Origin of the sequence: Phenylobacterium sp. (genome assembly GCF_037968635.1) — a bacterium.
GTDB lineage: Bacteria > Pseudomonadota > Alphaproteobacteria > Caulobacterales > Caulobacteraceae > Phenylobacterium.
Map to the genome: position 1 here is coordinate 1 of NZ_JBBKVV010000126.1, position 23,622 is coordinate 23,622.

The 23,622-nt window shown below is 66.6% G+C and carries 32 protein-coding genes and 1 tRNA gene; 5 read left to right on the forward strand and 28 right to left on the reverse strand.

Translation table 11 applies throughout. From position 1 onward, the window contains the following. Positions 1-354 (forward strand): hypothetical protein (locus AAC997_RS15320; RefSeq protein WP_340646566.1); only part of this gene is annotated, 354 nt, incomplete at its 5' end. A 123-nt stretch (positions 355-477) separates the two neighbouring features. On the opposite strand, the gene AAC997_RS15325 is transcribed toward AAC997_RS15320, so the two are convergent. Next, entirely contained in the window at positions 478-831 is a 354-nt protein-coding gene (locus AAC997_RS15325) for a nuclear transport factor 2 family protein (RefSeq protein WP_340646567.1), read from the reverse strand. A 122-nt stretch (positions 832-953) separates the two neighbouring features. Here AAC997_RS15325 and AAC997_RS15330 point away from each other — a divergent pair, with 122 nt between their 5' ends. After that, complete coding sequence (locus AAC997_RS15330; protein ID WP_340646568.1) at positions 954-1,760, forward strand: helix-turn-helix transcriptional regulator; 807 nt, start codon at positions 954-956, stop codon at positions 1,758-1,760. Positions 1,761-1,766: 6 nt separating this feature from the next. Here the strand turns inward: AAC997_RS15330 and AAC997_RS15335 are convergent, their stop codons facing one another. The 7 genes from AAC997_RS15335 to AAC997_RS15365 form a co-directional block, all read right to left on the reverse strand. Next, a complete protein-coding gene (locus tag AAC997_RS15335) occupies positions 1,767-1,970 on the reverse strand; it encodes a hypothetical protein (RefSeq protein WP_340646569.1) in 204 nt (67 codons plus the stop codon). Between the two features lie 59 nt (positions 1,971-2,029). Next, entirely contained in the window at positions 2,030-2,440 is a 411-nt protein-coding gene (locus AAC997_RS15340; RefSeq protein WP_340646570.1) for a DUF3574 domain-containing protein, read from the reverse strand. 79 nt (positions 2,441-2,519) lie between these two features. Beyond that, a complete protein-coding gene (locus AAC997_RS15345) occupies positions 2,520-3,686 on the reverse strand; it encodes an isovaleryl-CoA dehydrogenase (RefSeq protein WP_340646571.1) in 1,167 nt (388 codons plus the stop codon). A 110-nt stretch (positions 3,687-3,796) separates the two neighbouring features. Further along, complete coding sequence (locus tag AAC997_RS15350) at positions 3,797-5,227, reverse strand: glycoside hydrolase family protein (RefSeq protein ID WP_340646572.1); 1,431 nt, start codon at positions 5,225-5,227, stop codon at positions 3,797-3,799. A 67-nt stretch (positions 5,228-5,294) separates the two neighbouring features. Continuing rightward, positions 5,295-6,749 (reverse strand): magnesium transporter, encoded by a 1,455-nt coding sequence (gene mgtE / locus AAC997_RS15355; protein ID WP_340646573.1) that lies wholly within the window; start codon positions 6,747-6,749, stop codon positions 5,295-5,297. 65 nt (positions 6,750-6,814) lie between these two features. Then, positions 6,815-6,899: transfer RNA gene (locus AAC997_RS15360), tRNA-Leu, on the reverse strand. 54 nt (positions 6,900-6,953) lie between these two features. Then, positions 6,954-7,214 carry a FliM/FliN family flagellar motor switch protein gene (locus tag AAC997_RS15365; RefSeq protein ID WP_215339996.1) on the reverse strand — a complete coding sequence of 87 codons (261 nt, stop codon included), beginning with the start codon at positions 7,212-7,214 and terminating at the stop codon, positions 6,954-6,956. A gap of 67 nt (positions 7,215-7,281) precedes the next feature. Between AAC997_RS15365 and lipB the strand changes: the two genes are divergently transcribed. Continuing rightward, the gene (lipB, locus tag AAC997_RS15370) at positions 7,282-8,007 is read left to right on the forward strand and encodes a lipoyl(octanoyl) transferase LipB (RefSeq protein ID WP_340646574.1); all 726 of its coding nucleotides are present in this window, start codon (positions 7,282-7,284) and stop codon (positions 8,005-8,007) included. A 4-nt stretch (positions 8,008-8,011) separates the two neighbouring features. Here the strand turns inward: lipB and AAC997_RS15375 are convergent, their stop codons facing one another. From AAC997_RS15375 to AAC997_RS15405, 7 genes are all read right to left on the reverse strand, one after another. Continuing rightward, on the reverse strand, positions 8,012-8,440 hold the full coding sequence (locus AAC997_RS15375) for a DUF1801 domain-containing protein (RefSeq protein WP_340646575.1): 429 nt from the start codon (positions 8,438-8,440) through the stop codon (positions 8,012-8,014). A 10-nt stretch (positions 8,441-8,450) separates the two neighbouring features. Then, positions 8,451-8,861: a DUF1801 domain-containing protein gene (locus AAC997_RS15380; RefSeq protein ID WP_340646576.1), complete on the reverse strand. Its 411-nt coding sequence runs from the start codon at positions 8,859-8,861 to the stop codon at positions 8,451-8,453. Between the two features lie 8 nt (positions 8,862-8,869). Further along, positions 8,870-9,085, reverse strand: coding sequence for a hypothetical protein (locus tag AAC997_RS15385; RefSeq protein ID WP_340646577.1), 216 nt, complete (start codon positions 9,083-9,085; stop codon positions 8,870-8,872). A gap of 38 nt (positions 9,086-9,123) precedes the next feature. Then, positions 9,124-9,534, reverse strand: coding sequence for an SRPBCC domain-containing protein (locus AAC997_RS15390; protein ID WP_340646578.1), 411 nt, complete (start codon positions 9,532-9,534; stop codon positions 9,124-9,126). Then, entirely contained in the window at positions 9,531-9,854 is a 324-nt protein-coding gene (locus tag AAC997_RS15395) for a metalloregulator ArsR/SmtB family transcription factor (RefSeq protein ID WP_340646579.1), read from the reverse strand. The genes AAC997_RS15390 and AAC997_RS15395 overlap by 4 nt, the downstream gene beginning before the upstream one ends. 71 nt (positions 9,855-9,925) lie before the next feature. After that, complete coding sequence (locus AAC997_RS15400; RefSeq protein ID WP_340646580.1) at positions 9,926-10,324, reverse strand: DUF805 domain-containing protein; 399 nt, start codon at positions 10,322-10,324, stop codon at positions 9,926-9,928. Then, the gene (locus AAC997_RS15405) at positions 10,324-12,303 is read right to left on the reverse strand and encodes an acetyl/propionyl/methylcrotonyl-CoA carboxylase subunit alpha (RefSeq protein WP_340646581.1); all 1,980 of its coding nucleotides are present in this window, start codon (positions 12,301-12,303) and stop codon (positions 10,324-10,326) included. The genes AAC997_RS15400 and AAC997_RS15405 overlap by 1 nt, the downstream gene beginning before the upstream one ends. A gap of 123 nt (positions 12,304-12,426) precedes the next feature. Between AAC997_RS15405 and msrB the strand changes: the two genes are divergently transcribed. Further along, entirely contained in the window at positions 12,427-12,921 is a 495-nt protein-coding gene (gene msrB / locus AAC997_RS15410; protein ID WP_340646582.1) for a peptide-methionine (R)-S-oxide reductase MsrB, read from the forward strand. Here the strand turns inward: msrB and AAC997_RS15415 are convergent. The 5 genes from AAC997_RS15415 to AAC997_RS15435 form a co-directional block, all read right to left on the reverse strand. Next, on the reverse strand, positions 12,918-13,724 hold the full coding sequence (locus tag AAC997_RS15415) for an aminoglycoside phosphotransferase family protein (protein ID WP_340646583.1): 807 nt from the start codon (positions 13,722-13,724) through the stop codon (positions 12,918-12,920). The two genes, msrB and AAC997_RS15415, sit on opposite strands and share 4 nt — an antisense overlap. 40 nt (positions 13,725-13,764) lie before the next feature. Further along, positions 13,765-14,439 carry a BON domain-containing protein gene (locus AAC997_RS15420; protein ID WP_340646584.1) on the reverse strand — a complete coding sequence of 225 codons (675 nt, stop codon included), beginning with the start codon at positions 14,437-14,439 and terminating at the stop codon, positions 13,765-13,767. A 74-nt stretch (positions 14,440-14,513) separates the two neighbouring features. Further along, positions 14,514-15,905 (reverse strand): amidase family protein, encoded by a 1,392-nt coding sequence (locus AAC997_RS15425; RefSeq protein ID WP_340646585.1) that lies wholly within the window; start codon positions 15,903-15,905, stop codon positions 14,514-14,516. A gap of 92 nt (positions 15,906-15,997) precedes the next feature. Next, positions 15,998-17,530 (reverse strand): acyl-CoA carboxylase subunit beta, encoded by a 1,533-nt coding sequence (locus tag AAC997_RS15430; RefSeq protein ID WP_340646586.1) that lies wholly within the window; start codon positions 17,528-17,530, stop codon positions 15,998-16,000. 80 nt (positions 17,531-17,610) lie between these two features. After that, positions 17,611-18,333 carry an ATP12 family protein gene (locus AAC997_RS15435; protein ID WP_340646587.1) on the reverse strand — a complete coding sequence of 241 codons (723 nt, stop codon included), beginning with the start codon at positions 18,331-18,333 and terminating at the stop codon, positions 17,611-17,613. A 111-nt stretch (positions 18,334-18,444) separates the two neighbouring features. On the opposite strand from AAC997_RS15435, the gene AAC997_RS15440 reads away from it, so the two are divergent. After that, positions 18,445-19,527: a winged helix DNA-binding domain-containing protein gene (locus AAC997_RS15440; protein WP_340646588.1), complete on the forward strand. Its 1,083-nt coding sequence runs from the start codon at positions 18,445-18,447 to the stop codon at positions 19,525-19,527. On the opposite strand, the gene panB is transcribed toward AAC997_RS15440, so the two are convergent. The 8 genes from panB to AAC997_RS15480 all read right to left on the reverse strand — a co-directional run bounded on the left by panB (position 19,524) and on the right by AAC997_RS15480 (position 23,622). Next, positions 19,524-20,357, reverse strand: coding sequence for a 3-methyl-2-oxobutanoate hydroxymethyltransferase (gene panB, locus AAC997_RS15445; protein ID WP_340646589.1), 834 nt, complete (start codon positions 20,355-20,357; stop codon positions 19,524-19,526). The genes AAC997_RS15440 and panB overlap by 4 nt on opposite strands. Before the next feature lie 4 nt (positions 20,358-20,361). After that, on the reverse strand, positions 20,362-20,742 hold the full coding sequence (locus tag AAC997_RS15450; protein ID WP_340646590.1) for a hypothetical protein: 381 nt from the start codon (positions 20,740-20,742) through the stop codon (positions 20,362-20,364). Further along, positions 20,735-21,316 carry a sigma-70 family RNA polymerase sigma factor gene (locus AAC997_RS15455; RefSeq protein ID WP_340646591.1) on the reverse strand — a complete coding sequence of 194 codons (582 nt, stop codon included), beginning with the start codon at positions 21,314-21,316 and terminating at the stop codon, positions 20,735-20,737. Before AAC997_RS15455 ends, AAC997_RS15450 begins: the two co-directional genes overlap by 8 nt. Positions 21,317-21,341: 25 nt before the next feature. After that, positions 21,342-21,719 carry a DUF6249 domain-containing protein gene (locus AAC997_RS15460; RefSeq protein ID WP_340646592.1) on the reverse strand — a complete coding sequence of 126 codons (378 nt, stop codon included), beginning with the start codon at positions 21,717-21,719 and terminating at the stop codon, positions 21,342-21,344. A gap of 102 nt (positions 21,720-21,821) precedes the next feature. Beyond that, a complete protein-coding gene (locus tag AAC997_RS15465; RefSeq protein ID WP_340646593.1) occupies positions 21,822-22,127 on the reverse strand; it encodes a hypothetical protein in 306 nt (101 codons plus the stop codon). Next, positions 22,114-22,626, reverse strand: coding sequence for an RNA polymerase sigma factor (locus AAC997_RS15470; RefSeq protein ID WP_340646594.1), 513 nt, complete (start codon positions 22,624-22,626; stop codon positions 22,114-22,116). Before AAC997_RS15470 ends, AAC997_RS15465 begins: the two co-directional genes overlap by 14 nt. A gap of 5 nt (positions 22,627-22,631) precedes the next feature. Further along, positions 22,632-23,087, reverse strand: coding sequence for a hypothetical protein (locus tag AAC997_RS15475; protein WP_340646595.1), 456 nt, complete (start codon positions 23,085-23,087; stop codon positions 22,632-22,634). A 109-nt stretch (positions 23,088-23,196) separates the two neighbouring features. Continuing rightward, positions 23,197-23,622: a DUF1801 domain-containing protein gene (locus tag AAC997_RS15480; RefSeq protein WP_340646597.1), complete on the reverse strand. Its 426-nt coding sequence runs from the start codon at positions 23,620-23,622 to the stop codon at positions 23,197-23,199.

Consider the following 23,622-nt stretch of genomic DNA (forward strand, 5'->3'; position numbering starts at 1 on the left):
GTCGGCGGCATGGTCGGCGGAGCTGGCGGCGGAGTGATGGGTTCCGGCTCACTCGGAGGCTCGTTGGATACCAGCGGGGTCGGCTCCACGGTTCGCGGCGCCGGCGGCTATGCCCGCGACACCGCCAGCAGCACGGCCGACTATGCTCGCGACACCGCGGCCCAGACTGCCCGCCAGGCCCGCGCCGAAGCCCGCGCCGCCAAGCGCGCTGCATTGCGTACGGCCAGGTCCGTCAACGCGAACGCCGACGCCGATGCCTCGGCCAAAACGTCGGCCAACGCCTCGCGGGACGGGGCTGACGCGTCGGTCGGCGTCAACGCATCTGCTCAGGGTTCCGTCTCGCGCCCCCGCTGAGGCCTCCCTTCGAGCGGACGCTGCAGACCTTAGGCGTGCCTGGAGAGGCTTGCGAGAGCCGCGCCGGGTCTGACAGTGGAAAGGCCGCCGGGCGCCCCCGGCGGCCTTTCGCATGTCTGGAGATCAGCCGGGTGTGAAGTCCAGGAACCCGGTGACATTGGCGAAACGGCCATCCGTGACCACCGCGAAGTCGGTTCCACCAGCGACCGGCGCCGCGCCGGCCGGACCCAGGTCCCAACTAAAACGGACTCGGTCGCCGAAGGCGTCCAGCGTCCCGCGTCGAGAGAAGGTCATGCCGGGGAACTGGCCTTGGGCCGCGCCGATCATGGCGTCGATGCCGTCGTGACCCTGCCCCGACGTCATGGGGTCAATATAGCGGGCGTCCGGCTCCCAGATCTTTGTCACCAGGGCGTAGCGGGCGGCGCCGTCAGTCTCGTTCCAGACGGCGATGTAGCTGTCGATCAACGCTTCAAGCACGGGCAGGTCTCCTTAAGACCGCGAACCGTCGCGGCATGGGGAGAGACTGACGACGTCCGGGAAACCGCGCGATTACCTGCCAGGTCATGGAGCCCGCGCCGGCTCGGAGCTATCCTCGCGTCATGATCGGAACAGCAACCGCGGTGGGCGACCATCTTCGTGACTGGCGCCAGCGGCGTCGGATGAGCCAGCTCGACCTCGCCCTGGAGGCCGATATCTCGACCCGACACCTGAGTTTTGTGGAGACCGGCCGCGCTCAGCCGAGCCGCGACATGCTGCTGCGCCTGACCGACCAGCTCGAAATCCCGTTGCGAGACCGCAATGTGATCCTGGTGGCGGCGGGCTTCGCGCCGGTCTTTCCGCAACGGTCGCTCGACGACCCCGCCTTGGCGGCGGCCCGGCGTGCGGTGGGCCTGATCCTTACGGGTCATGAGCCGTTCCCGGCCATGGCGGTGGACCGACAGTGGAACCTGGTCAGTGCGAATCGAATGGTCGCGGCGCTGCTGACGGGCATCGACGCTGATCTGCTGGCGCCACCGCTGAATGTCATCCGACTGAGCCTGCATCCGCGCGGCTTGGCGCGGAGCACGGACAACTTCCACGAATGGCGCGCCCACATCCTGGATCGGTTGCGGCGGGAGGTGGAACTGACGGCCGATCAGGGGCTGGCCGACCTGCTGACCGAGGTCAGAGCCTATCCGATCCCTGGCGGACAGGCGCCGCGCACGCCTACAGACGCGCTCGCGGGGGTGGCGATCCCGTTCCAGTTGAGGACGGCGGAAGGCGGTGTTCTATCGTTCCTATCGACGACCACGGTGTTCGGCACTCCGGTGGACGTGACCTTGTCTGAACTGACGTTGGAAGCCTTCTTCCCGGCCGACGCCGCGACGGCCATGGCTCTGAGAGCCATGGCCGTCGGGCTCGACTAGAGGGTGTTAGCGACGCGGGGTCGTGGCCGCGCCGGCGACACCGCCGATGGCGGCGCCCGCGAGCGCGCCCTTGGCGTCGCCGCTGACCACCGCCCCGACGGCCGCGCCGCCCAGAGCGCCGGTGGCGGCGCGTTCAGTGACAGTGGTGCCGCAGGCCGCCAGGGTCATGGCGATGATGGCGGCGGGGGCTAGCATGAGGATCTTACGCATGGGGTTCTTCTCCTGAGTTCGGGAGATCAAACCCCTGGGCGGCGAGTCGGGTTCCGGACTTAAAACGACACGCAAGCCCGCTGACTGATCATCATCACGCTGTCCTGGTGGAAACGCTGGATATAGGCCTGCCGCACCTCGCCCAGCTTGCGTTGGGTGTCGCCGCGTTCCTTGGGTAGCACCAGCACCACCACCTTGGCCGCCTCGCGGATCAATTTGTTCTCGGCCCCAGTCCACTGGCCACCGCCATCAAGGACCGTCAGGCCCTCCGGAAAGCGCGGGGTCAGGACCTCGTCGGTGAACTTGCGGAAGTCGACATCCGAGACGCCAGGCTTGTCGCCAATGTTCTGGCCAAAGAACAGCTGGGCGGTGCGCATGGGCTCCTCCCCGGGCGCGCAGGCGCGCCGGGGTTCCAGACTGGCGCAACTCGCAAGCAGCAGCAGCGGCAGCAGGCCGAGGGCGGTTCGCATCGTTCTCACCTCCGCCCCCCGGCGCGGTCTGCCTATCTAAGGTGAATCGCCGGTGTAGAAACCGTTGACGTGGCTTGTCCTAGGCGCCGATCAGTTCGCGCCCGATCAGATAGCGGCGGATTTCGTTGGTGCCGGCGCCGATGTCGTAGAGCTTGGCGTCCCGCAGCAGGCGCTCGGCCGAATAGTCCTTGGTGTAGCCCGCCCCGCCCAGGGCCTGGATAGCCTCCAGGCTGACCTTCACGGCGTTCTCTGACGCCATCAGGATGGCGCCGGCCGCATCAAACCGCGTGGTCCTCCCGGCGTCGCAGGCCTTGGCCACCGCATAGACGTAGGCCCGCGCGGAGTTCAAGGCGACGTACATGTCGGCCACCTTGCCCTGCATCAGTTGAAAAGAACCGATGGGCTTTCCGAACTGCTTGCGCTCACGGACATAGGGCAGGACCACGTCCAGGCAGGCCTGCATGATCCCCAGCGGCCCGCCCGAGAGCACGGTGCGTTCATAGTCCAGGCCACTCATCAGCACGCCGACGCCGCCGTTCACGGGCCCCATGACGTTCTCTTCCGGAACCTCGCAGTCCTCGAACACCAGTTCCCCGGTGTCAGAGCCGCGCATGCCCATCTTGTCCAGCTTCTGGCCGACCGAAAAACCCTTGAAGTCCCTCTCGATCAGGAAGGCGCTGATGCCCTTGCTACTCTCGCCTGGCGCGGTCTTCGCGTAGACCACCAGAACGTCGGCATGCGGCGCGTTGGTGATCCAAAACTTGGTTCCGTTCAGGACGTAGCGGTCACCGCGCTGCTCGGCCTTGAGGCTCATGGAGACCACGTCGGACCCCGAGCCGCTCTCGCTCATGGCCAGGGAGCCAACGTGCTCACCGGAGATCAGGCCCGGCAGGTAGCGGCGCTTCTGGTCCTCCGAGCCCCAGCGGCGGATCTGGTTCACGCAGAGGTTGGAGTGGGCGCCGTAGGAGAGGCCAACCGAGGCGGAGGCGCGGCTCACCTCCTCCATGGCCACCACGTGCTCGAGGTAGCCGAGGCCAAGGCCCCCGAACTCTTCCTCGACCGTGATGCCGTGCAGGCCAAGCTGCCCCATCTGCGGCCAGAGCAGGCGCGGGAAGGTGTTTGTCGCGTCGATTTCGGCGGCCAGGGGCGCGATGCGATCAGCGGCGAAGCGCTGGGTAGTATCGCGGATAGCCTCGGCGGTCTCGCCAAGTCCGAAATCCAGCGAAGGTCCATGGTTCGGGATCATGGGGCGGTGTTAGCACGCAGCCCGCTTCGCCGCGAGCGCGCCCGAAACGAGAAAGGGGCCCGGCGGTACGCGCCAGGCCCCTTCCCACTCAATCCCCCCCCGGGAAGTGGTCACTCGGCGTCGAGGTCGTCTTCTTCGTCGATGTCGCCCCGGCCGAGCCGGTCGAGCATCAGATAGACCGCCACACCGAAGAAGCCGATGCCGGCGAGCGCCGCCATCCAGCCCACGGTCATAGGGTTGAACAGGCCGCCGTCGCTGTCGGGGCTGACGCTGGCCGCCCAGAACAGGCCCCCGGCGAAGAAGGCCAGGCCCACCACCGTCAGGCCGATCAGCAGCGGCAAGCTCAGCTTGGGTTGTTCCGGCTCCAGCAGATCGAAGGCGGGGTCGTATTCCAGCGTGTCGTCGATATAGACCCGGCGCTCTTCGCGCGGCGGCGACGGCAGGCCCAGTTGATCGTTGGCCGCAGAGGTCTGGCGGTCGAACAGGGTCGGATGCGATTCATTGGCCGCAACGGGCAGTTCCAGACGGGGCCGTTCGGCGACCTCGGGCTGATAGGTCTCTTCCGGCGGCGTCAGGATGAAGGCGCGGTCGCCTGCGGCCATTGCGACCGGCGCGGCGGGAGGTGGCGCGGTCGGCTCCACATATGAGGGCTGCGGCGCCACCGGCTGCGGCGCCTCCTCGACCGGCGCGGCGGCTTCAGCTTCCGGCGCGGCCTGACTCACGGGCGCTGGCTCGAAGGGCGCTTGGACCGTCGGTTCCTCGGCCGTGGTGTCGCGGAAGATGGTGGAGAGGCGCGAGGTGACGCTGGCTGCGGCGGTCTGAGTCGGGCTCGGCAGCTCTTCGTCCGGCACGACGGGCACGATGGGCGGAGCAGGCTGGGGCGTCGCAAGGGCGACGGGCGCCATGGCTTCGACGGGCAGCACCGGTGCGGCATGCGGAGCCACGACGTCGGTTTCACGCTCGACGATGGCGCGCGGGCCGTCCATCGGCGCCTTCAGCGCGGTGGGGGTTTCGCGCGGCACGGCGCCGGCGGCGTCCATATCCACATTGGGACGAAGGATCGGCGACGGGGCCGGGACCCAGCCGTGAGTCGGGGTTAGAAACAGGGTCTTCTCAGCCGAGCGGCGGCGGACCAGGGCATCGATGACGATGCGTTCGCCCTCGAAGTCGGCCTTGCGCCACAGCTCCATGGCGCAGGCGGCCTGCAACAGTTGCCCCTCGTTCACACGGCGCAGGACCGAGGAGCGACGGAAGTTGTCGACGCCGATGTTGAAGGCGAAGGCGCACAGCGAATCGAACTGGTTCTGAGTCAGCGGGGTGTAGGTCCACTCGTTGACCGAATGGGCGACCGCGATCAGGTCGTAGAGCAGCAGCGCCTCGGCGTCCTGTTCCGAGACTTCCGCGCCTTCGCGGGCGGTGAGCGTGTGGCCATAGCCAATGGTCCAGCGGCTGTCGGCGAGCTGTGCGGACTTGCGGCGGTAACCTTCGAACCGCTTGATCAGGTCGATCGCAGTTCGGGAAACTTGATGACGCGGCTTCATGACCAGTTGACCCAGTTTGAGACAGGCGCCGGAGCGCTTGGGTCTCAACGGGCAAGATAGAGGCCGCTTACAACAGGATCACAGCCGCCAGGCCCAGGAAGGACAGGAAACCCATGAAGTCGGTCACGAATGTGACGAACACCGACGAGGAGACCGCCGGATCGCGTCCAAGGCGATCAAGGGTCAAGGGCACGAGGGTTCCTACCACCGCAGCGATGGACACATTCACGATCAGGGCCAGTCCCACCGTGACCGACAGACGCGGGTCGTGGAACCAGAAGAAGACGGCCACCGACATGATGGCGGCCAGGGTCGCACCATTGAGAACGCCGACACTGATCTCGCGCAGGAAGATACGCATGGCGTTCGACGCGTTCAGCTCGCGGTTAGCTAGGGCGCGGACGGCCACCGCCAACGTCTGGGTGCCGGCGTTACCTCCCAGGGAGGCCACGATCGGCATGATGACCGCCAGGGTGACCAGCTTGGTGATCTCTGCCTGGAAGGCGGCGATGACGCTGACGGCGACGGTGGCGGTAAGCAGGTTGAGGACCAGCCAGGGCAGGCGCGAGCGCACGATGCCCAGGACGCCGGCGTCGCGGCCGGCGTCGGAAACCCCCGCCAGGGCGAGGATGTCCTCTTCGCTCTCGTCCTGGATGACGCCCACAATGTCGTCGACGGTGATCTGACCCACCAGCCGACCGCCCGGCTCCACGACGGGGGCGGAGATCAGGTGGTATTTGTCGAAGATGTAGGCCACCTCCTCCTGGTCCATCTGGACCGGGATCTCGGTGATCGGTTCCATGACCTGGGCGAGCGGCGCGTCACGACGGGTTCGCAGCAGATGGCTGACGGGAACCGCGCCGACGGGCTTGTGGGCCGGATCAACGACATAGACGTCGAAGAACAGTTCAGGCAGTTCGTCGCCTTCCTTCAGGAAGTGCTCGATGGTCTGGCCGACGGTCCAGAACTGCGGAGCCCAGACCACCTCGCGTTGCATCAGGCGGCCGGCGGTCTCGTCCTCATAGGCCAGGCTGCTCTCGATGGCCGAGCGTTCCATCTCGGGCAATGCCGCCAGCACCTGGGCGCGCTTGTCGTCCTCCAGGTCATCGACGACGTCCACCGCGTCGTCGGAGTCCATCTCGCCAAGGGCCTTTGCGAGAATCTCGGAGGGCACGTGCTCCAGCACGTCCTCGCGGATCTCGGTGTCCAGTTCGGAGAGGATTTCTGCGAGCGCTTCGGGATCGAGGTGAGCCACGACCTCGGAGCGGTAGTCGGACGGTAGAAAGCCCATCAGGTCGGCGACGTCGGCCGGATGCAGCGCCGCAAGCAGTTCGCGCAGGCGCTCGGCGTCGCCACGGTCGATCGCATCGACGACCATGGCTACGAAGTCAGGGTTTAGGGCGTAGTCCTCGCCAAGGGCGAGATCCTCGAGGTCCTCGACCTCGGCGGACGTCAGGCTCCCTCTCGAAGCCCGCAGGTCCAGAACGTCGTCCTGCGTAGGATGTTCGGTGTCGCGACTCATGCGGACCTCCCCTCCTGACGTATGACGATGCTCTAGCTCTGCAGCTGCGAAAGACCCTGATTCACTGGTGCGGTCGAGAAGACTCGAACTTCCACGGGTTGCCCCACAGCGACCTCAACGCTGCGCGTCTACCAATTCCGCCACGACCGCTCGTGGTGAGGCGCGGCAGGTAGCAAACCCCCGCGCGTTTGTGAAGCGTTCTGGCTAGCCGCCGGCCATATAGTCGTAAACATCGGCCGCGCGGGTGACGGCGATGGAGATGCGATCCTCGTTAATCTGGATCTCGCCGCGGGCCACGGGGTGGTTATTGGCCAGGATCCACACCTCTTCGTTGACACCAGCGTCCAGCGGGATCACCGCCCCTCGACCCATCCGCAGCAATTGCTGCATAGGCAGGGTGGAACGACCCAGCACGACCGATATCTCGACGTTGACGGCGTTAACCTGACCCAAAACCCCACCCATCAAAAAACACTAAGAAATCAAAGGGGGCTTTGCGCCCCCTGTTCCTTAGGCCCACATTGGCGCTGACATGCTTGACCGGTCGTTAAATGCTGAAGTCTCCGCGTCCTATTTCGGAAGGGCCGATAGCGCGCCCGTGGAATGGGCGGTTTCGACCGGCTATGTCGGCTACGAGGCCGCCGTCGCGGCCATGGAGGCCCGCGCCGCCGCCATCGCCGAGGGCTCCGCTGGCGAAATGGTGTGGCTTTTGGAGCATCCGCCGCTCTACACCGCCGGAATCTCCGCGAAATCGGCCGATTTGCTGGAACCGGACCGGTTTCCGGTCTTCCCGACGGCGCGCGGCGGACAGTTCACCTATCACGGGCCCGGTCAGCGGGTGGCCTATGTGATGCTGGATTTGAGCGCCCGGCGGCGCGACGTGCGCGCTTTCGTCGCTGGCCTGGAGACCTGGATCATCGAGGCGCTGGCTCGATTCAATGTGACCGGAGAGATTCGCGACGGCCGGGTCGGGGTCTGGGTCGAACGGCGGGTGTCCGGCGCGCCGATTCGCGAGGACAAGATCGCCGCCGTCGGCGTGAAGCTGCGCCGCTGGGTGTCGTTCCACGGCGTCTCGCTGAACGTGGAGCCCGACCTCAGCCACTTCTCGGGCATCATCCCCTGCGGCCAGAGCGAGCACGGCGTCACCAGCCTGGTGGACCTGGGCCTGCCGGTGACCATGGACGAGGCCGACGCCGCCCTGATGAAAAGCTTCGCTCAGGTGTTCGGGCCGGTGACGCGGGCCGACGCGCCGATCTAGCCGGTCAGGCGCCCTTGGGCTTCATCTTCGAGCTCTTCTCGGTGTTCAGCGCCACGGCGGCGCGGATCACCGCCTTGAAGGCCGCCTCGTCTATCTTTGCACCCTCGGGGATGTCGATGGCCCGGCGGGTATTGCCCTCGAGGCTGGAGTTGAAGAGGACTGCAGGATCCTCCAGCGCCGCGCCCTTGGCGAAGGTCAGCTTCACCACAGCCTTGTAGGTTTCGCCGGTGCAGATGATTCCGTCATGCTCCCACACGGGCACCCCGCGCCACTTCCAGGTCTCGACCACCTCCGGATCGGCCTGCCGGATGAGACTCCGGACATGCGCCAGGGTCTCGCCTCGCCAGTCCGCCAGGCCCTTGATCCTGGCGTCGATGAGCTTGGAAGGAGAAGCCCCAGCCTCGGTTTCTGCGTCGGTCGCCTGCACGGTCATATTCGCTCGCTCACATGTGTTCGCCGGGCAGCGCGCTGGCCTGCTTCACCCAGTCGGTGAACTGGGCTTCGTCGAGCGGCTCGGTCTCGCGGATGTTCAGGTAGCGGGTGTCCCGGCTCTTGGACGGCTCGGGTGGCACAGGCTCCAGCGATCTGCCGCGGAAGAAGGCTACCTTGATGTAGTGTGTGTAGACATGCAGGCTGAGGAACCAGCCATCGCCGTCCACGCCGTAGAAGGGCGAGTTCCACTTCACGGCCTTGCGAACGCCCGGGACGGCCTCGACGATGAGCCCGTCGATGCGGCGTCCGACCGAGCTCTTCCAGTCCGGCATGGCGGCGATGTAGGCCTGCACGGGAGCGTCGCTCTCCCCCTTCGGGATTTGCGGGTTGCCGCCCGAGAGCAGCTTCGGTTCGTGGCTCATAGCTGCACCTATCGCCCGGCGCGCCGCCCTTTGGCGACATAGGGCAGCACGAACATGTAGATGCCCGTCAGCAGCAGCATGATCAGTGGGATCAGGGCCAGCAGCCCAACCCAGAAGGCGGGCGTCTGCTGCTTCAGGACGAAGATGGCCACAATGTTGGCGATGACGCCCAGCATGAAGGCGATGCACACCCAACGGTGAACCTGCCGGATCAAGATGTTCAAGGAAGCCTCCTCAGGAAGATGGACCGCGCCGGCGGGGCTTAGTCGCCCCGTGCCAGCACCTTCTCCAAATTGTCAAAGAAACGGGGCCACCCGGCTGTGGCGCCGCGGTAGGCCAGCTGCTGATCGGGGCGGAAGCCCACCTGCTCCATGCGCAGACGCGTGCCCGTGCTGGTGGGGGTTAGCGTCCAGGTGACGACGCTCTCAAGGCCCTTGCCGTCCCAAGTGTAGGACAGAATCTTGTTGGACTCGACGGTCTTGACCAGGCATTCGACGCCGCCCCACTCGGCGCTAAGCCTGAAGCTCTCGCCTACGACGGCCTTGAAATCGTTCTTCATGAGCCACGCCTCGATGAGGTGCGGCTGGGTGAGAGCCCGCCAGACTTTTTCCGGCGGATAGGCGATCTCGCGCTCGACGACGACGGAGAGTGTCTCACTGGCGGTTCTGCTCATTGGTCCATCCTCTTCAGGAGATCTTCGAGGGCGTCGAACCGACTCTGCCAGTACCCCGCCATCTCGTCGGCCCAGCCCGTCAGGGGCGTCAGGGCGCCGGGCTGGGCGCTGTAGTGGGTCTGTCGGCCTTCGTGACGGTCCCGCACCAGACCGGCCTGCTTCAACACCCCGAGGTGCTTGGAGACCGCGGGCTGCGAGACCCCGGCCTGCGCCGTCAGCGCGCCAACCGTCTGCTCGCCCTCGCGGCACAGGCGCTCGAAGATCCCACGGCGGGTGGGGTCTGCGAGGGTTCTGAAGAGCACGTCGTGGGCGTCGGGCATTGGGATCGATAACCTGCGGGCTATTGATTCACCTATAACCACAGAGGAATGCGTTCGTCAAACGTCGGGTCTCAGGCCGCCACGGTCCTGAGCGGATTGGCGCCGTAGCGATTAGTGCCTTGCTCGCCGCCCATGACGCCGAGTTCCACCACCGCCCAGACCAGCAGCAGCGACAGCAGGACATCGGCGGGGTTCATCGGCGGCTGCCAGACGGCCACAAGGCAGAACAGGATCACCGCCGCCCACCAGCCGGACTTGCCGCGGTCGTGCAGGCGCTTGGACAGCACACAGGCGCCGCCGTAGATCAACGCCGGATAGACGAACCAGCCCGTCAGCCAATGGATCGTGACACCCGCGGCCGCCTCGTAGAGGGCGCCCAGGGCGATGAGCACCGCCGCGCCGACCAGGAACGGCGTACGTCCCAACCGGCCGTTGGCGGTCAGAAACAGCGCCGCCCAATCGGTCTGCATCAGGCGAACTCCACCAGCACCTCGTCGGCGGCGACCGAGTCACCGGCCTTGGCGCCGACGGTCTTCACGGTGCCGTCCCGTTCGGCGCGGATGATGTTCTGCATCTTCATGGCCTCAACCACGCAGACCGCCTCCCCGGCCCGCACCAGCTGGCCCGGGATCACGTCCAGGGTCACCACTAGGCCCGGCATGGGCGAGAGGATCATCTTCGACGTGTCAGCGGCCTTCTTGGGTGGCAGCTTCTCATGCAGTTCGGCGGAGCGGGGGGTCAGGACAAGGACGTTCAGCGTCGTGGCCCGGTGACGGATCACGAAGCCTTCCGGGGCGGGCTTCACCGCCACGGTGAAGGCCTTGCCGTCGAGCACACCGCGGAACACGTGTTTTCCCGGCCGCCAGTCGACCTCCGACAGAGTCAGGGCGCGGCTCTCGTTGAGATACTCCACCCGGTAGGCCGCCCCGCCGTTGGAGAGGCGCACCAGGCGCTTGTCCTGGCCGGCGATGACGATCCACTCGTCGCGCAGCAATTGGGGGGCGGAGCGGGCCGTGACGATGCGATGCATGGCGCAGGCCACGGCCGACACCAGATCGCGCTGCCAATCGGTAGGCGCGGTCCCCAGGAAACCCTCGGGGAACTCATCCTTGATATAGTTGGTGGACAGCTTGCCCGAGCGGAACCGCTCCTGGTCCATGACCGCCGCCAGGAACGGGATGTTCTGGCCCAGGCCCTCGATGTGAAAGTCCTCCAGGGCCCGGCCCATGGCGTCGATGGCGGCCAGACGCGTGGGCGCCCAGGTCGACAGCTTGGAGATCATGGGATCGTAGTACATCGAGATCTCGTCGCCCTCGCGGACGCCGGCGTCGTTGCGCACGATCTGGTCGCCCGCCTTGCCCTCTTCCGGTGGATAGTAGCGCACCAGGCGGCCGATGGAGGGCAAGAAGCCGCGATAGGGGTCCTCGGCATAGATGCGGCTCTCGATGGACCAGCCATTGATCGCCAAGTCCTCCTGCGCGAAGGCCAGCGTCTCGCCATAGGCCGAGCGGATCATCTGCTCCACGAGATCGACCCCAGTGATCAGTTCGGTGACCGGGTGCTCCACCTGCAGGCGGGTGTTCATCTCCAGGAAGAAGAAGCTCTTGTCCTGGCCGGCCACGAACTCGACGGTGCCGGCGGAGTCGTAGTTCACGGCCTTGGCCAGGGCCACGGCCTGGGCGCCCATGGCGGCGCGGGTTTCCTCGTCCAGCAGAGGCGACGGGGCCTCTTCGATGACCTTCTGATTGCGGCGCTGGATGGAGCACTCGCGCTCGAACAGGTGGACGACATTGCCATGCTTGTCGCCGAGCACCTGGATCTCGATGTGGCGAGGGCTCTCGATGAACTTCTCGTTGAAGATGCGGTCGTCGCCGAAGCTGGACTTGGCCTCCGCCTTCACGGCTGGAAAGCCCTCCTCCACGTCCTTCTGATTCCAGGCGACGCGGATGCCCTTGCCGCCGCCGCCGGCAGAGGCCTTGATCATCACCGGATAGCCGATGTCCTCGGAGATCTTGATGGCGTGGGCGGTGTCGTCAATCTCGCCCACGTGGCCGGGGACCACGGAGATGTTGGCCTTGGTGGCGAACTTCTTACTCTCGATCTTGTCGCCCATGGCCTCGATGGCGTGGGGATTGGGACCGATGAAAACGATCCCCTCCTTCTCCAGCCGTCTGGCGAAGCCGGCGTTCTCGGAGAGGAAGCCGAATCCGGGATGGATGGCCTCCGCGCCAGTTTGCCGGGCCGCGGCGACGATCTTGTCGGCCACCAGGTAGCTTTCAGAGGCCGGCGCGGCGCCGATGAACACTGTCTCGTCGGCCATCTCTACGGCCATCGAGTCGGCGTCGGCCTCGGAATAGACCACCACGGTGGCGATCCCCATGCGGCGGCAGGTCTTGATGATGCGGACCGCGATTTCGCCGCGGTTGGCGATCAGAATCTTTGAGAACATGTCTGACGTCTTAGCGCAGTTTCGAGGGTGCGTGACGGAAGCCACGATTTCTCTGGCCGATCATGAACGTAACCTCCCCTGAAGCGCTTCCGTACTGCGAGGAGAGACCTTAGATTGGACCCCATGAGCACGCCAGAAGCCACCCTCTCCCCGTCCGGTTTCGACCTGACACCTCCCGACGCAGCGGAACGCAAGCGCCTCGAGGCCGACCTCACGCGCGAGGAGGCCGAGGTGCTGCTGCACCACGGCACCGAAGCGGCCTTCTGCGGCGGTCTGTTGGATAACAAGCAGGACGGCGCCTATTGCTGCCGCCTCTGCGGATTGCCGTTGTTCCAGGCCAGGACCAAGTTCGAGAGCGGCACGGGCTGGCCCAGCTTCTTCGCCCCCATCGACGAGGCCCACGTCCTGGCGATCAAGGACACCAGCTACGGCATGATCCGCATCGAAACCCGTTGCGCCCGCTGTGACAGCCACCAGGGTCACGTCTTCCCCGACGGTCCGGCCCCGACGAGGCTGCGCTACTGCATCAACTCGATCTCGCTTGAGTTCGCGCAGCATGGCCAGCCTCTGCGCGATCCGCTGCAACGGGGCGATAACGAGCACCTAGCGACCGTCTAGACGCCCAGCTCCGCCGCTGCGATCTCGGCGATCTGCATCGCGCCGACGGCGCTCTCGCCGTCCGACAGGGTCCAGGAGGCCGAAAGACCGGCGTAGGCCAGCAGCCACCGCATCATGCGCAGGGGTTCCAGCCTGGCGGCCTCTGACGCCACCAAGACCTGCCTCGCGATGCGGCCTGGGGTGACGGCTGTGGCCAGGTCCGGGTTGCAGAGCAGGTTTGCGTAGTCGAAGCCGCGGTCGCCGATCAGGCCCTTGGGGTCGATGGCCAGCCAGCCAAGTTCGTCAAAATCCAGGAAATTGCCGTGGTGGGCGTCGCCGTGCAGGACGCAGACCTCACGCGGATCGGCCAGCAGCGCCTTCGACATGGCCAGCGACTTTGCCAGCACGCCGCCGTGGCGGTTGGCGGCCGGCTCCAATTGCCGGAACCAGTCCGGCAACGGTTTGAGGCTGGAGGGCAGTCTACCGACGCGAGGTGCGTGCAGGCCGTCCAAGGCCGTGCAGATGATCCGGCTGGCCTCATCGTCCTGGCCGGATCTGGCCATCTCAGCGAGCGATCCCACGCCGGTGGCGCGGATCATGAGCAGAGCCTCGCCTTCGTGGGCCAGCACGGGTGCGGCCCCCTGCCCCGCCCACCAGGCCATCAGCAGGCCACCTGCGATCTCTTCCGGCTCATGGCTGACCTTAAGCATGGCGGCGACCCCGTCCTGCCGCACAGGCAGGAGCCGCCCCCCAAGGCTGGTGAACGGCTCCCCGTCGGGCGTCAGGCCCCAACGGTCGATCCAGGTTGTGAACGTGTCCTCCACGCCGCCAACCTAGAGCCGGCGACATGAGGAGTCTTCACCCTTAGCTTTTGCCCTCGGCCTGATCGCGCAGGACGGTGTTTTCCCCCATCGGGGCAGGAGCGCGGGTCGTGGCGGACGCGTCCACCCGCAGATTGTTCTGGACGTGCTTCACGCCGCCGATGTGCTCGATGATCGCCTCGGCATGGTGCTTGGCGCGACGGTCGCGGATCACGCCCGACAGGGTGACCTCGCCGTCCTGCACGGCCACGACAATGCCCGAGGCGTCGATGTGATCATCGTCGGTCAGGCGGTCGTGGACATCCTCGTTGATGCGCTGGTCGCTGCGTGTGTAGCCTTGGGGGCCAAGGCCGCGATGGCCGGGATCGCGATAGGTGCGATACTCGCCCGGATGGTCCTGGCGCGGCGCGCTGTCATAGCGTCCGCCCCCATGGCGCCCGCCATCCCCGCGATAGACGCGATCGCCATAGGGCGAGACCCGTTCGCCGGGGTCGGTCCCGTTCTGACCGTAGCCGCCGGTGTAGCCCCGCCCCGTGTATCCAGTGTAGCCGCCAGCGCCATAGCGAGGCCCGACATAGCCCCTGTCGAAGCTGCGTCCCTCGCCCGGACGATCTTCCTCTCCAGCCTGGTAATCGGCGGCGGCTTCGTCCCAATCCCGGCCATAGGGGTTCCCGCGCCAGTGTTCCCGGTCGTTCCGTCCCTTGCTGTGATCGGCCATTTGAAGTTCTCCCGGATTTGAGGATGTCGTGGTTCCTCAACCCGGTGTGGACGGGCTTGTTCCCGCTAAGCGCGTCAGTACCCGGGCGGCCGCTGGAAACCGCCGAAGGCCTTCTCCAGCAAACCCGCGAAGCCGATCGTGGTGCGATCTTCCAGATAGGCCCCGATGATCTGGACGCCGATGGGCAGGCCTTCCTTGGTCAGGCCGACGGGGGCCACGGTGGCGGGTAGATTTGGCAGGGTCGCCAGCCCAGCCCATGCCATCTGCGCGAAATAGGGCGTGTGGCGGCCGTTGATCATCAGGGTCCGGGCGCCGGCGTTCTCGCTGAGGTCGTGCGGGAAGGCCACACAGCCGAACGCCGGCGCCAGCACGACATCGAACCGTTCGAACAGGGTCTCCCACTGGCGACGAAGGGCGAGCTGGCCGTCCTGCAGTCCCATCCACTCATGGGCCGAGATCGCGCCTGGCTGGGGCGGGCCGCCCCGCGACATCGCGGTTCCCAGCATCTGGCCATAGAGCTCATGCTGATGGGCCAGGTTCGGCAGCAGGTCGCTGGCGTAGGCGATCTCCGCCCCCTCCCCGTCGAGCCGCTCGGCCAGGGCGTGCAGGGCCGCCTTGATCTCCTCGTCCAGTTCGGCGGCGGGGTGGCGGTCGATCACCAGAACGCGATAGTCGGCGAGCTTGGCGTGGCGCGCGGGCGGCAGGTCCAGCCGGTATCCCTTGGCCTCCAGGCCCGACGGGCCGGCCAGGACGGTGAGCGCCAGATCAAGATCATCGGTGGTGCGCGCCAGGGGGCCGACCACGGCAAGTTCCACCCCGCCGCCATCGACGCCGGGCGGCGCGTGCCCTTGCTGGGGGATGAGGTTGAAGCTCGGCTTGTGGCCGTAGATGCCGCAGAAGGCAGCCGGGATGCGGATCGAGCCGCCGATATCGGAGCCAAACTCCAGCGGGACCATGCCCGAGGCGACGGCAGCCGCCGCGCCGCCGGAAGAGCCGCCCGGCGACCGTTCCAGGTTCCAGGGGTTGCGGGTTTGGCCATAGATCGGATTGGCCGACTGCCAGTCGCTGAGGAAGGGTGGGATATTGGTCTTGCCCAGGACGACCGCGCCGGCCGCCTTCAGCCTCGCGACCCCAACAGAGTCCTCGGGCGCAATCCAGTTGACGAAGGCGGGTGATCCCCACGTGGTCGCCAGACCGCCGACATTGTGGGACTCCTTGACCGTCATAGGCACGCCCAGCAGGGGCCGCCGTTCGCCCTTGGCCAGAGCAGCGTCCGCCGCCTTGGCCGCGAGTCGCGCTTCGGCGAAGTCGCGCACCACCACGGCGTTGATCGGGCCGTCGCGGGCCTCGATGCGGGCGATGGCGGCTTCGGTCAGGTCGACGGCGCTCGCCCGGCCGGCCCCCATGGCTGCCCCCAGCTCACCGGCCGACGCCCAGCTCAGATCCGTGGTCAGAGTTTCGGACACCTGCGTCTCCTCCATCTTGTTGGAGGCAGGTCATCATCCACAGCGGCGCCTGTCGAGGGGGGCGCGCCAAGTCCGCAAGCCAGGTCAAGCCGCTACAGCGGAATGTTGTCGTGCTTCTTCCAAGGGTTGGTCAGCTGCTTGCCCCGCAGATTCTTCAGCGAACGGGCGATGCGCTTGCGGGTGTTGTGGGGTTTGATGACGTCGTCGATGTAACCCCGCGAGGCGGCGATGAACGGGTTGGCGAACCGGGCCTTGTACTCGGCTTCGCGAGCGGCGATGGCGTCGGGGTCGCCGATCTCGGCGCGGAAGATGATCTCCACGGCGCCCTTTGAACCCATCACGGCGATCTCGGCGGTGGGCCAGGCGTAGTTCACGTCGCCGCGAATGTGCTTGGAGCTCATCACATCATAGGCGCCGCCATAGGCCTTGCGGGTGATCAGGGTCACCTTGGGCACGGTGGCCTCGGCATAGGCGAACAGCAGCTTGGCGCCGTGGCGGATCAGGCCGCCCTGCTCCTGCTTGGTGCCCGGCATGAAGCCCGGAACATCCACCAGCGTCACCAGCGGGATTTCGAAGGCGTCGCAGAAGCGCACAAAGCGGGCGCCCTTGCGGCTGGAGTCGATGTCCAGCACCCCGGCCAACACCTGGGGCTGATTGGCGACGATGCCGATGGTGCGGCCGTCCATTCGCGCGAAACCGCAGATGATGTTCTTGGCGAAGTCCGGCGCGATCTCGAAGAAATCGGCCTCGTCCACGACCTTCAGGATCAATTCCTTCATGTCGTAGGGCTTGTTGGGATTGGCCGGCACCAGGGTGTCGAGGCTCATCTCGTCGCGCTCGACATTGTCGAAGCTCTCGCGAACGGGTGGCTTCTCGCGGTTGGAGAGCGGCAGGAAGTCCACCAGGCGGCGCACTTGGGTCAGCGCTTCCAGGTCGTTCTCGAAGGCGCCGTCGGCGACGCCGGACTTCATGGCGTGGACGCGGTAGCCGCCCAGTTCCTCGTGGGTGACCTCCTCGTGCGTCACCGTTCGGACCACATCGGGGCCAGTGACGTACATGTAGGAGGTATCCTTCACCATGAAGATGAAGTCGGTGATGGCCGGCGAATAGACGTCGCCCCCGGCGCAGGGGCCCATGATCACGCTGATCTGCGGGATGACACCGCTGGCCAGGGTGTTCTGCAGGAAGATGTCGGCATATCCGGCCAGGCCGTCGACGCCTTCCTGGATGCGCGCGCCGCCGGCGTCGAACAGGCCGATGATCGGCGCGCCGACCTTCAGGGCCTGCTGCTGCACCTTGACGATCTTCTGAGCGTGGGCATTAGAAAGAGATCCGCCGAAGACCGTGAAATCCTTGGAGAATACGAACACCAAACGCCCGTTGATATTGCCCCAACCGGTGACCACGCCGTCGCCGGGCACGCGGTTGTCAGCCATGCCGAAGTCAGTGGCGCGGTGCTCGACGAACATGTCGAACTCCTCGAAGGAGCCTTCGTCCAGCAGCAGGTCCAGACGTTCGCGGGCGGTGAGCTTGCCCTTGCCGTGCTGGCTCTGGATGCGGCGCTCGCCGCCGCCCATGCGGGCTTCCTCGCGACGCTTCTCAAGCTCCTCGATGATATGCTTCAAGGCCGGCCCCTCTTAACGCTCTGTGCTGGGATCAAGCCCTAGTCGCGCCCGGAAGGCTGCGCAAGTTCACCGCACGTCAGCTAGAGCGCCTTGAACCAGCGCTCCAGCATCTGGGCTTCCACCATGTGACGCGCGGTGCGTTCGGCGGCTTCGTCGTCGATGCCCCACTTCTCCTCCTGGAAGATCTCGTCCAGGCGGGAAAGTTCCAGGGCCTGGAGCCCCTCCATCCACCCGCGCGCCAGGCCAAAGGCCAGGACAGCCGAGCCGAACAGGGCGGTGCCGAAGGCCACGCCGGCCAGGCCGAAGTCGTCGAGGGCCAGGGCCATGGCCTTCACCTTGGCCAGGGTCTCGTCGGGTTGGGTGCGGTGGACGATGCCGGCCGCACGGACGAAGGCCACCTCGAACTCCCGCTCGGCACGCTCGAGCAGCGGGCTCCAGTGGCGCTGCTGGCGATCCACCAGGCCGGCCGGATCCTCGGCGAAGTAGCACAGCAAATCCGAGCCGGCATAGTCGGCGATCTGGCCGGCCGTGCCGTCGCGGGCCTGGGGGATGGCGTCCAGGGCGGTGTTGGCCAGGCGGGTGGCGTGCATCAAGGCCATCTCGATGTGCTCGCCCTGCGACGCCCACTCCTCGGCCACGAGATCCGCCAGGGCTTGAGTCGGCAGGACCATCAGGGCGGCGCGGGGGCTGCGCAGGCTGCGGCTGTCCAGCTTCACCGCGAAGCCGCCCTCGACGGCCTCCACTGACACCGCCTTGTAGAAGCGGCGAGGCTTCTCGCCGGCTTCCTTGAATCCCTTGGCCACACGTCTCTCCAGTCGCGTCGGCGGATACGCCGACCGTCCGCGTGCAAATGAGCGCTGACGCCGATTTGCGCAAGGCTGGCCTCATGGTCGCGGCTCGGCGATGCTGCACGGATGGCCGACGAAACCCTCACCATCCGCGACCTGAACCGCGCCCTGCTGGCCCGACAGATGCTTCTGGCGCGCCAGAAAATGGCGCCTTTGGCCGCGCTGAGCCGACTGCTGGCCATCCAGGCTCAACTGCCGCGCACGCCATTCATCGGCCTTTGGTCGCGGCTGTCGGGGTTCGAGCCCGAGGTTCTGCGCAAAGCCATCGAGAACCGCGAGATGGTCCGGGCCACCGCCATGCGCGGGACCCTGCACCTGATGACCACCACCGACTTCCTGGCCTATCGCGGCAGCCTGCGAACCGGCGAAGCCGTGGCCCTGCCCGGCGGAACCAAGACGACCGTGAGCGAACTTGAGCCGGTGCTCGCCCTGGCCCGCGACCATTTCGCCCAACCGAGGGCGTTTGAGAGCTTTCGAGAAACTCTGGAAAAGGCCGGATATTCCGATGTCCGGGTCATGGCCTACGCCGCCCGCCAACTCCTGCCTCTGGTCCAGGCGACATCGGACACCGCTTACGGATTCGCCCCCGGCGGCGAGTTCGTGATGGCGAAGACCTATCTGGGCGAGGACATCGCCGCCCAGCCCGCCCCCGTCGACCTGCTGCGCGGCTACCTAGCCGCCTGGGGTCCCGCCACCCCCGCCGACTTCAGTGGGTGGTCAGGGCTGAGGGGCGTCGCGCCGTTGTTCGAGGACCTGGGCAAGGACCTCGTCACCTTCCGTGATGAGCGAAAAAGGGCGCTCTACGACCTGAAGGACGCGCCACGACCGAGCGGCGACACCCCCGCCCCGCCTCGCTTTGTCCCGGACTTCGACGCCGCGACCCAAGGCCACCAGGACCGCGCCCGCATCGTGCCCGCCGAGCACGCCCCCAAGATCGCCAGCAAGAACCTTCAGGTGCCGCCGATGCTGCTGGTGGACGGCTTCGTGGCCGGGACCTGGAAGCTGGAAGTCAAGCGCAAGGTCGCGACCGTAAGCGTCACAGCCTTTGAGACCTTCAGCTCAAGAGACCGCAAGGCCATCGAGACCGAGGCCCTGAGCCTGGCCAAGGTCTTCGAGCCGGAGGCCGAGCCCGCCGTCGTCCTCGCCTAGGTGTTGGCGGCCTTGGCGAAATATATCTCGGCGGGCCCGGGGAAGTTCCGCTGACGCACGTCATCGGCATAGCCCGCGATGGCCTTGGAGATCTCCCCGCGCAGGTCGGCATAGCGGCGCACGAACTTCGGCGTCCAGTCGAACAGGCCCAGCATGTCGTCAGTGACCAGGATCTGGCCGTCGCACCCGGCCGAGGCGCCGATGCCGATGGTGGGAACGGCGATGGTCTCGGTGATCTCGCGGGCCAGTCCTTCGGCCACGCCCTCGACCACCACGGCGAAGGCGCCGGCCGCAGCGGTGGCCTTGGCCTCCTCCAGGATACGGGCGCGTTCCTCACCGGCCCGGCCCTTCGCCTTGAAGCCGCCGTCCACCAGAACCGCCTGAGGCCGCAGGCCGACGTGGCCCATGACCGGGACACCGCGCTTGACGAGATATTCGATGGTTTCGACAACCGTGGATCCGCTCTCGACCTTCACGGCTGAGGCGCCAGTCTCCTTCATGATCCGCACGGCGTTGGCATAGGCCACCTCGGGTGCGCCCTCGTAGGACCCGAAGGGCATGTCCACGACCACCATGGCCTTGCGCGAGGTGCGCATGACCGCCTGGCCGTGCAGGATCATCATCTCCATCGTAACGCCCACGGTATTGGGCAGGCCGTGGACCACCATGCCCACACTGTCGCCCACCAGCAGCAGGTCACAGTGGTCGTCCAGCAGTTCGGCCATCGGCGCGGTGTAGGCCGTCAGGCAGACGATGGGCACGCCGCCCTTGCGCGCGGTGATATCCGGCGCGGCGAGGCGCCGGACGCTCTCCTGACGTTGAGCCGACATGGAGTCAGATCTCCTCAATCACGCGGGTGAGCACGAAGCCCATGGCCAGAACGGCCAGGCCGCTGGCGATCCATACGACAGTCCAGTCCGACTGGACCATGGCGAACAGGTCCACACCCGGGCGCACCTGGGCGATCCCGGCCTGCAGGACGCGCGAAGAGCCCTCCGAGGCGTCCTCCACCCGCTGGACGAAGTTGGACATGATTAGCTGACTGGCGCCGACGACACCCCCGGCCAAGCCCGCGGCGCCGATGAACCAGCGACGCATGTTCCAACCGCGATTGAGGCGCTGCTCCACACGCGCGGCGAAGGCGCTCTCGTCGGAGAACGCCGGCGCATCGGAGAAGAGCCGTTCCAGTCGGCGTTCGAAATCGATCTCAGCCATTGCCACGCCTCCCTTCCAATTCCGCACCCTCAGGCGCCAGTCGCGTTCTGAGCTTCTCCAGACCACGTTTGACATGGGATTTGACCGTTCCAAGCGGCAGATTCAAGGCATCCGCGGCCTCGGCGTGGGACAGGCCCGCGCCATAGCACATGGTCACGCAGAGTCGTTCGGCCGCGCCTAAACACTTCATGGCTTCATCCAGGTCGATGCGGCCGGCGGCGTCGGGGTTGTGGGCGCTCTGCGCGCCCTCCTCGGCTTCGACGGCCAGGCTCGCCAGACGCCGTTCCCGCTGCAGGCGCTTCAGATACTGACGGGCGGCGATGCGCTTGACCCAACCGGCGAAGGTTCCCTCGCCCCGGAACTCCGTGATGCCTTCGAACGCGGCCAGGAACGCGTCCTGCGCGGTGTCGTCGGCTTCGGCGGAGCCTGCCCCCATCCGGCGCAGAAGCCCGCGCACGGCCGAGCCGTGCCGGCGGACCAGCTCGCCGAAGGCGCGCCGTTCTCCCGTCGCCGCGAGGGTCGCCAGTTCCACGTCGTGGAGGCTCGCGTACCGGAGTTGTTGTGAGCCCGACATTGGGCTTGCTCCCCCTGGAACCGGCCTACTTGCCGCGCCCGAAGAATGAGATGACGATAAAGGCAAGGCCGATGAAGCCTGGGAAGGCGGCCATGCCGATCAGCGGATATAGGGCGTCCGGCTCCTCGAAGCTGATGGCGAAGCCGAATGCGGCCAGACCCACCGCGACGCCAAGCCAGATGATGCCGACCCGCAGGTCCCGCATCGGCGAGGACGGCGCCTTGATCTTCACATCGCTGGTGATGGCTTCGATGACCTCGGCCGGGATCGGCTGACCGTGCTCGATTGAGGCCTTGAGGGTGTCGTGCAGACGCGAGCGTTCGCGGCTCTTCAGGTAGCTTGGCACCAAAAACAATGAGGCGATCGAACCGAAAACGATGAAGACGATAAGGACGGCTTCCATGACATGGTCTCTCCAGTTTTGGGGCGTGTCAGCCCGCTTCTGTGAGGAAAGAGGCCCGTGCCGCGCCGTACAGATGCAAGCGCGGCCATGAAATCTTTGTCATCATCTCAACCCCAAGTCAGCACCCGGCCGCCAGGAGGCCAGGATCACCACGATCGCCGCCGCCACGATCGCCAGCCCTGCGGGAGCCAGACCCTGCGCTAGGGCGTTCACGGCCGGCTGTAGTGCAGGCCAGAGCGCGGCCAGCACCGCGGCGCCGACAAAGCTTGCCGCGGTGATGAACACCATCTCACGCTGGAACCGCCGGCGCGCCACCGCCTCCAACACTGAGGTCGCGAAGACCGGGTCGCGACCGGGCGGCAGATCTTGCGCGAACAGGGCGGCGAGGTGATCGTCAGGCCGGATCATCGGCAGTCCCCAAGGCTTGCAACAGACGGGCGCGGCCGCGCGTCACGTGCGATTTCACTGTGCCCAGCGGTAGGGCCAGAATCTGGGCGGCCTCCGCGTGACTGAAGTCTCCGGCGAGGCAGAGGGCGACGGCGGCCCGCTGTTCAACCGGAAGGTCGGCCATGGCCCGGTCCAGGGCCATCTTCTCGGCCGGATGCGGCGCGCCGACCCCGGGCGCTGCATCCTGGTAGTCCGCCTCCCGCCGCCGAGCCCGCCGAGCTGAGCGCAGGGCGGTGAGGCTCTTGTTGTATCCGATCGTGCAAAGCCACGCCCGGACATTGGCGTCAGGCCCCAGTTCCCCAATCTTTTCCCAAGCGGTCAGGAAGGTCTCCTGGGCCAGATCGTCGGCCAGGGCCCAGTCGCCGCAGGCCCGGCGCAGGAAGGCTCGCAGCGCCTGCTGGTGGCGCTCGACCAGCCGAGCGATGTCCTGGCTCGGGACATGGCCGCCATCGAACGCCATCGGCGTCATTTCTTGCGAAAGGCCGACGAGAGCAGGGCCAGGGCCAGGTTTGCGGCGGCGACGCAGGTCAGGATGACCGCCACCACGCGGAACGGTCCGACCGTACCCGGCACGAAGGCGTATTCCGATGCTACCCAGAAGGCCGCGGCGATGGCGCCGGTGTAGATCGCCGCCCGGAACTGCCAGTAGCCGCCATGACGGTAGTAGCGGCGGGCGGCGCGGCGGCCGCGGCGGCCGCTATAACCGTCGTCCTCGTCGTCCCAGGCGTCTTCCTCGACCTGGCGCAACAGCTGCGGCGGCACCTCCTTACCCTGGGCGGAATAGGTCTTGATCAGGTCCAGCGCGTCGCGGCTGCGCTGATAGCTCAGCCAACGGTCCCAAGCCGCGAAGACAAAGCCCCCGATCGGAAAAATCAGCCACCAGTAGCTGCGAAAGAGGTCCTGCACGTCGTTCGTATCCATCAGCCTGAGCCCCAAAATAAATTCCAGGGCGGCAATTCCTCTGTCCGCCCGTTTGTCCCTAGTCGCCGCCGTGGCGGCTGTTGGATGCGCCGGGCGTAGGAAAATTCGCTTAGGACGCGGGGTAGGCCCGGGCCATGTGGTCGAGGCAATCGGCGATAACCTGTTCCAGGGCGACCTGGTCCACGTCCGAGAGCTTGTTCAGATAGAGGCAGGACTTGCCCGTCTTGTACTTGCCCAGGCGGGCCATCAGACCCGCGTTCTGGTGGCCGGGCATGATGTAGAGGGTGAGGGCGGCCTTTCGCGGCGAGAAGCCGACCAGCGGCGCGTCACCTTCCCGGCCGCTGTCGTAGCGATAGTGGTAGCTGCCGAAGCCGACGATGGCCGTCCCCCACATCTTTGCGGGCTGGCCGCTGACCTTGGCCATCAGCGCGCAGACGGCCCGCGCGTCGGCCTGACGGGCGTCAGGCTCGATGGCGGCAAGGAAGGCCTCGACGCTGGCGTCGGTCTCCTGAGTCTTGTTCGGTGTCCCCGCCAT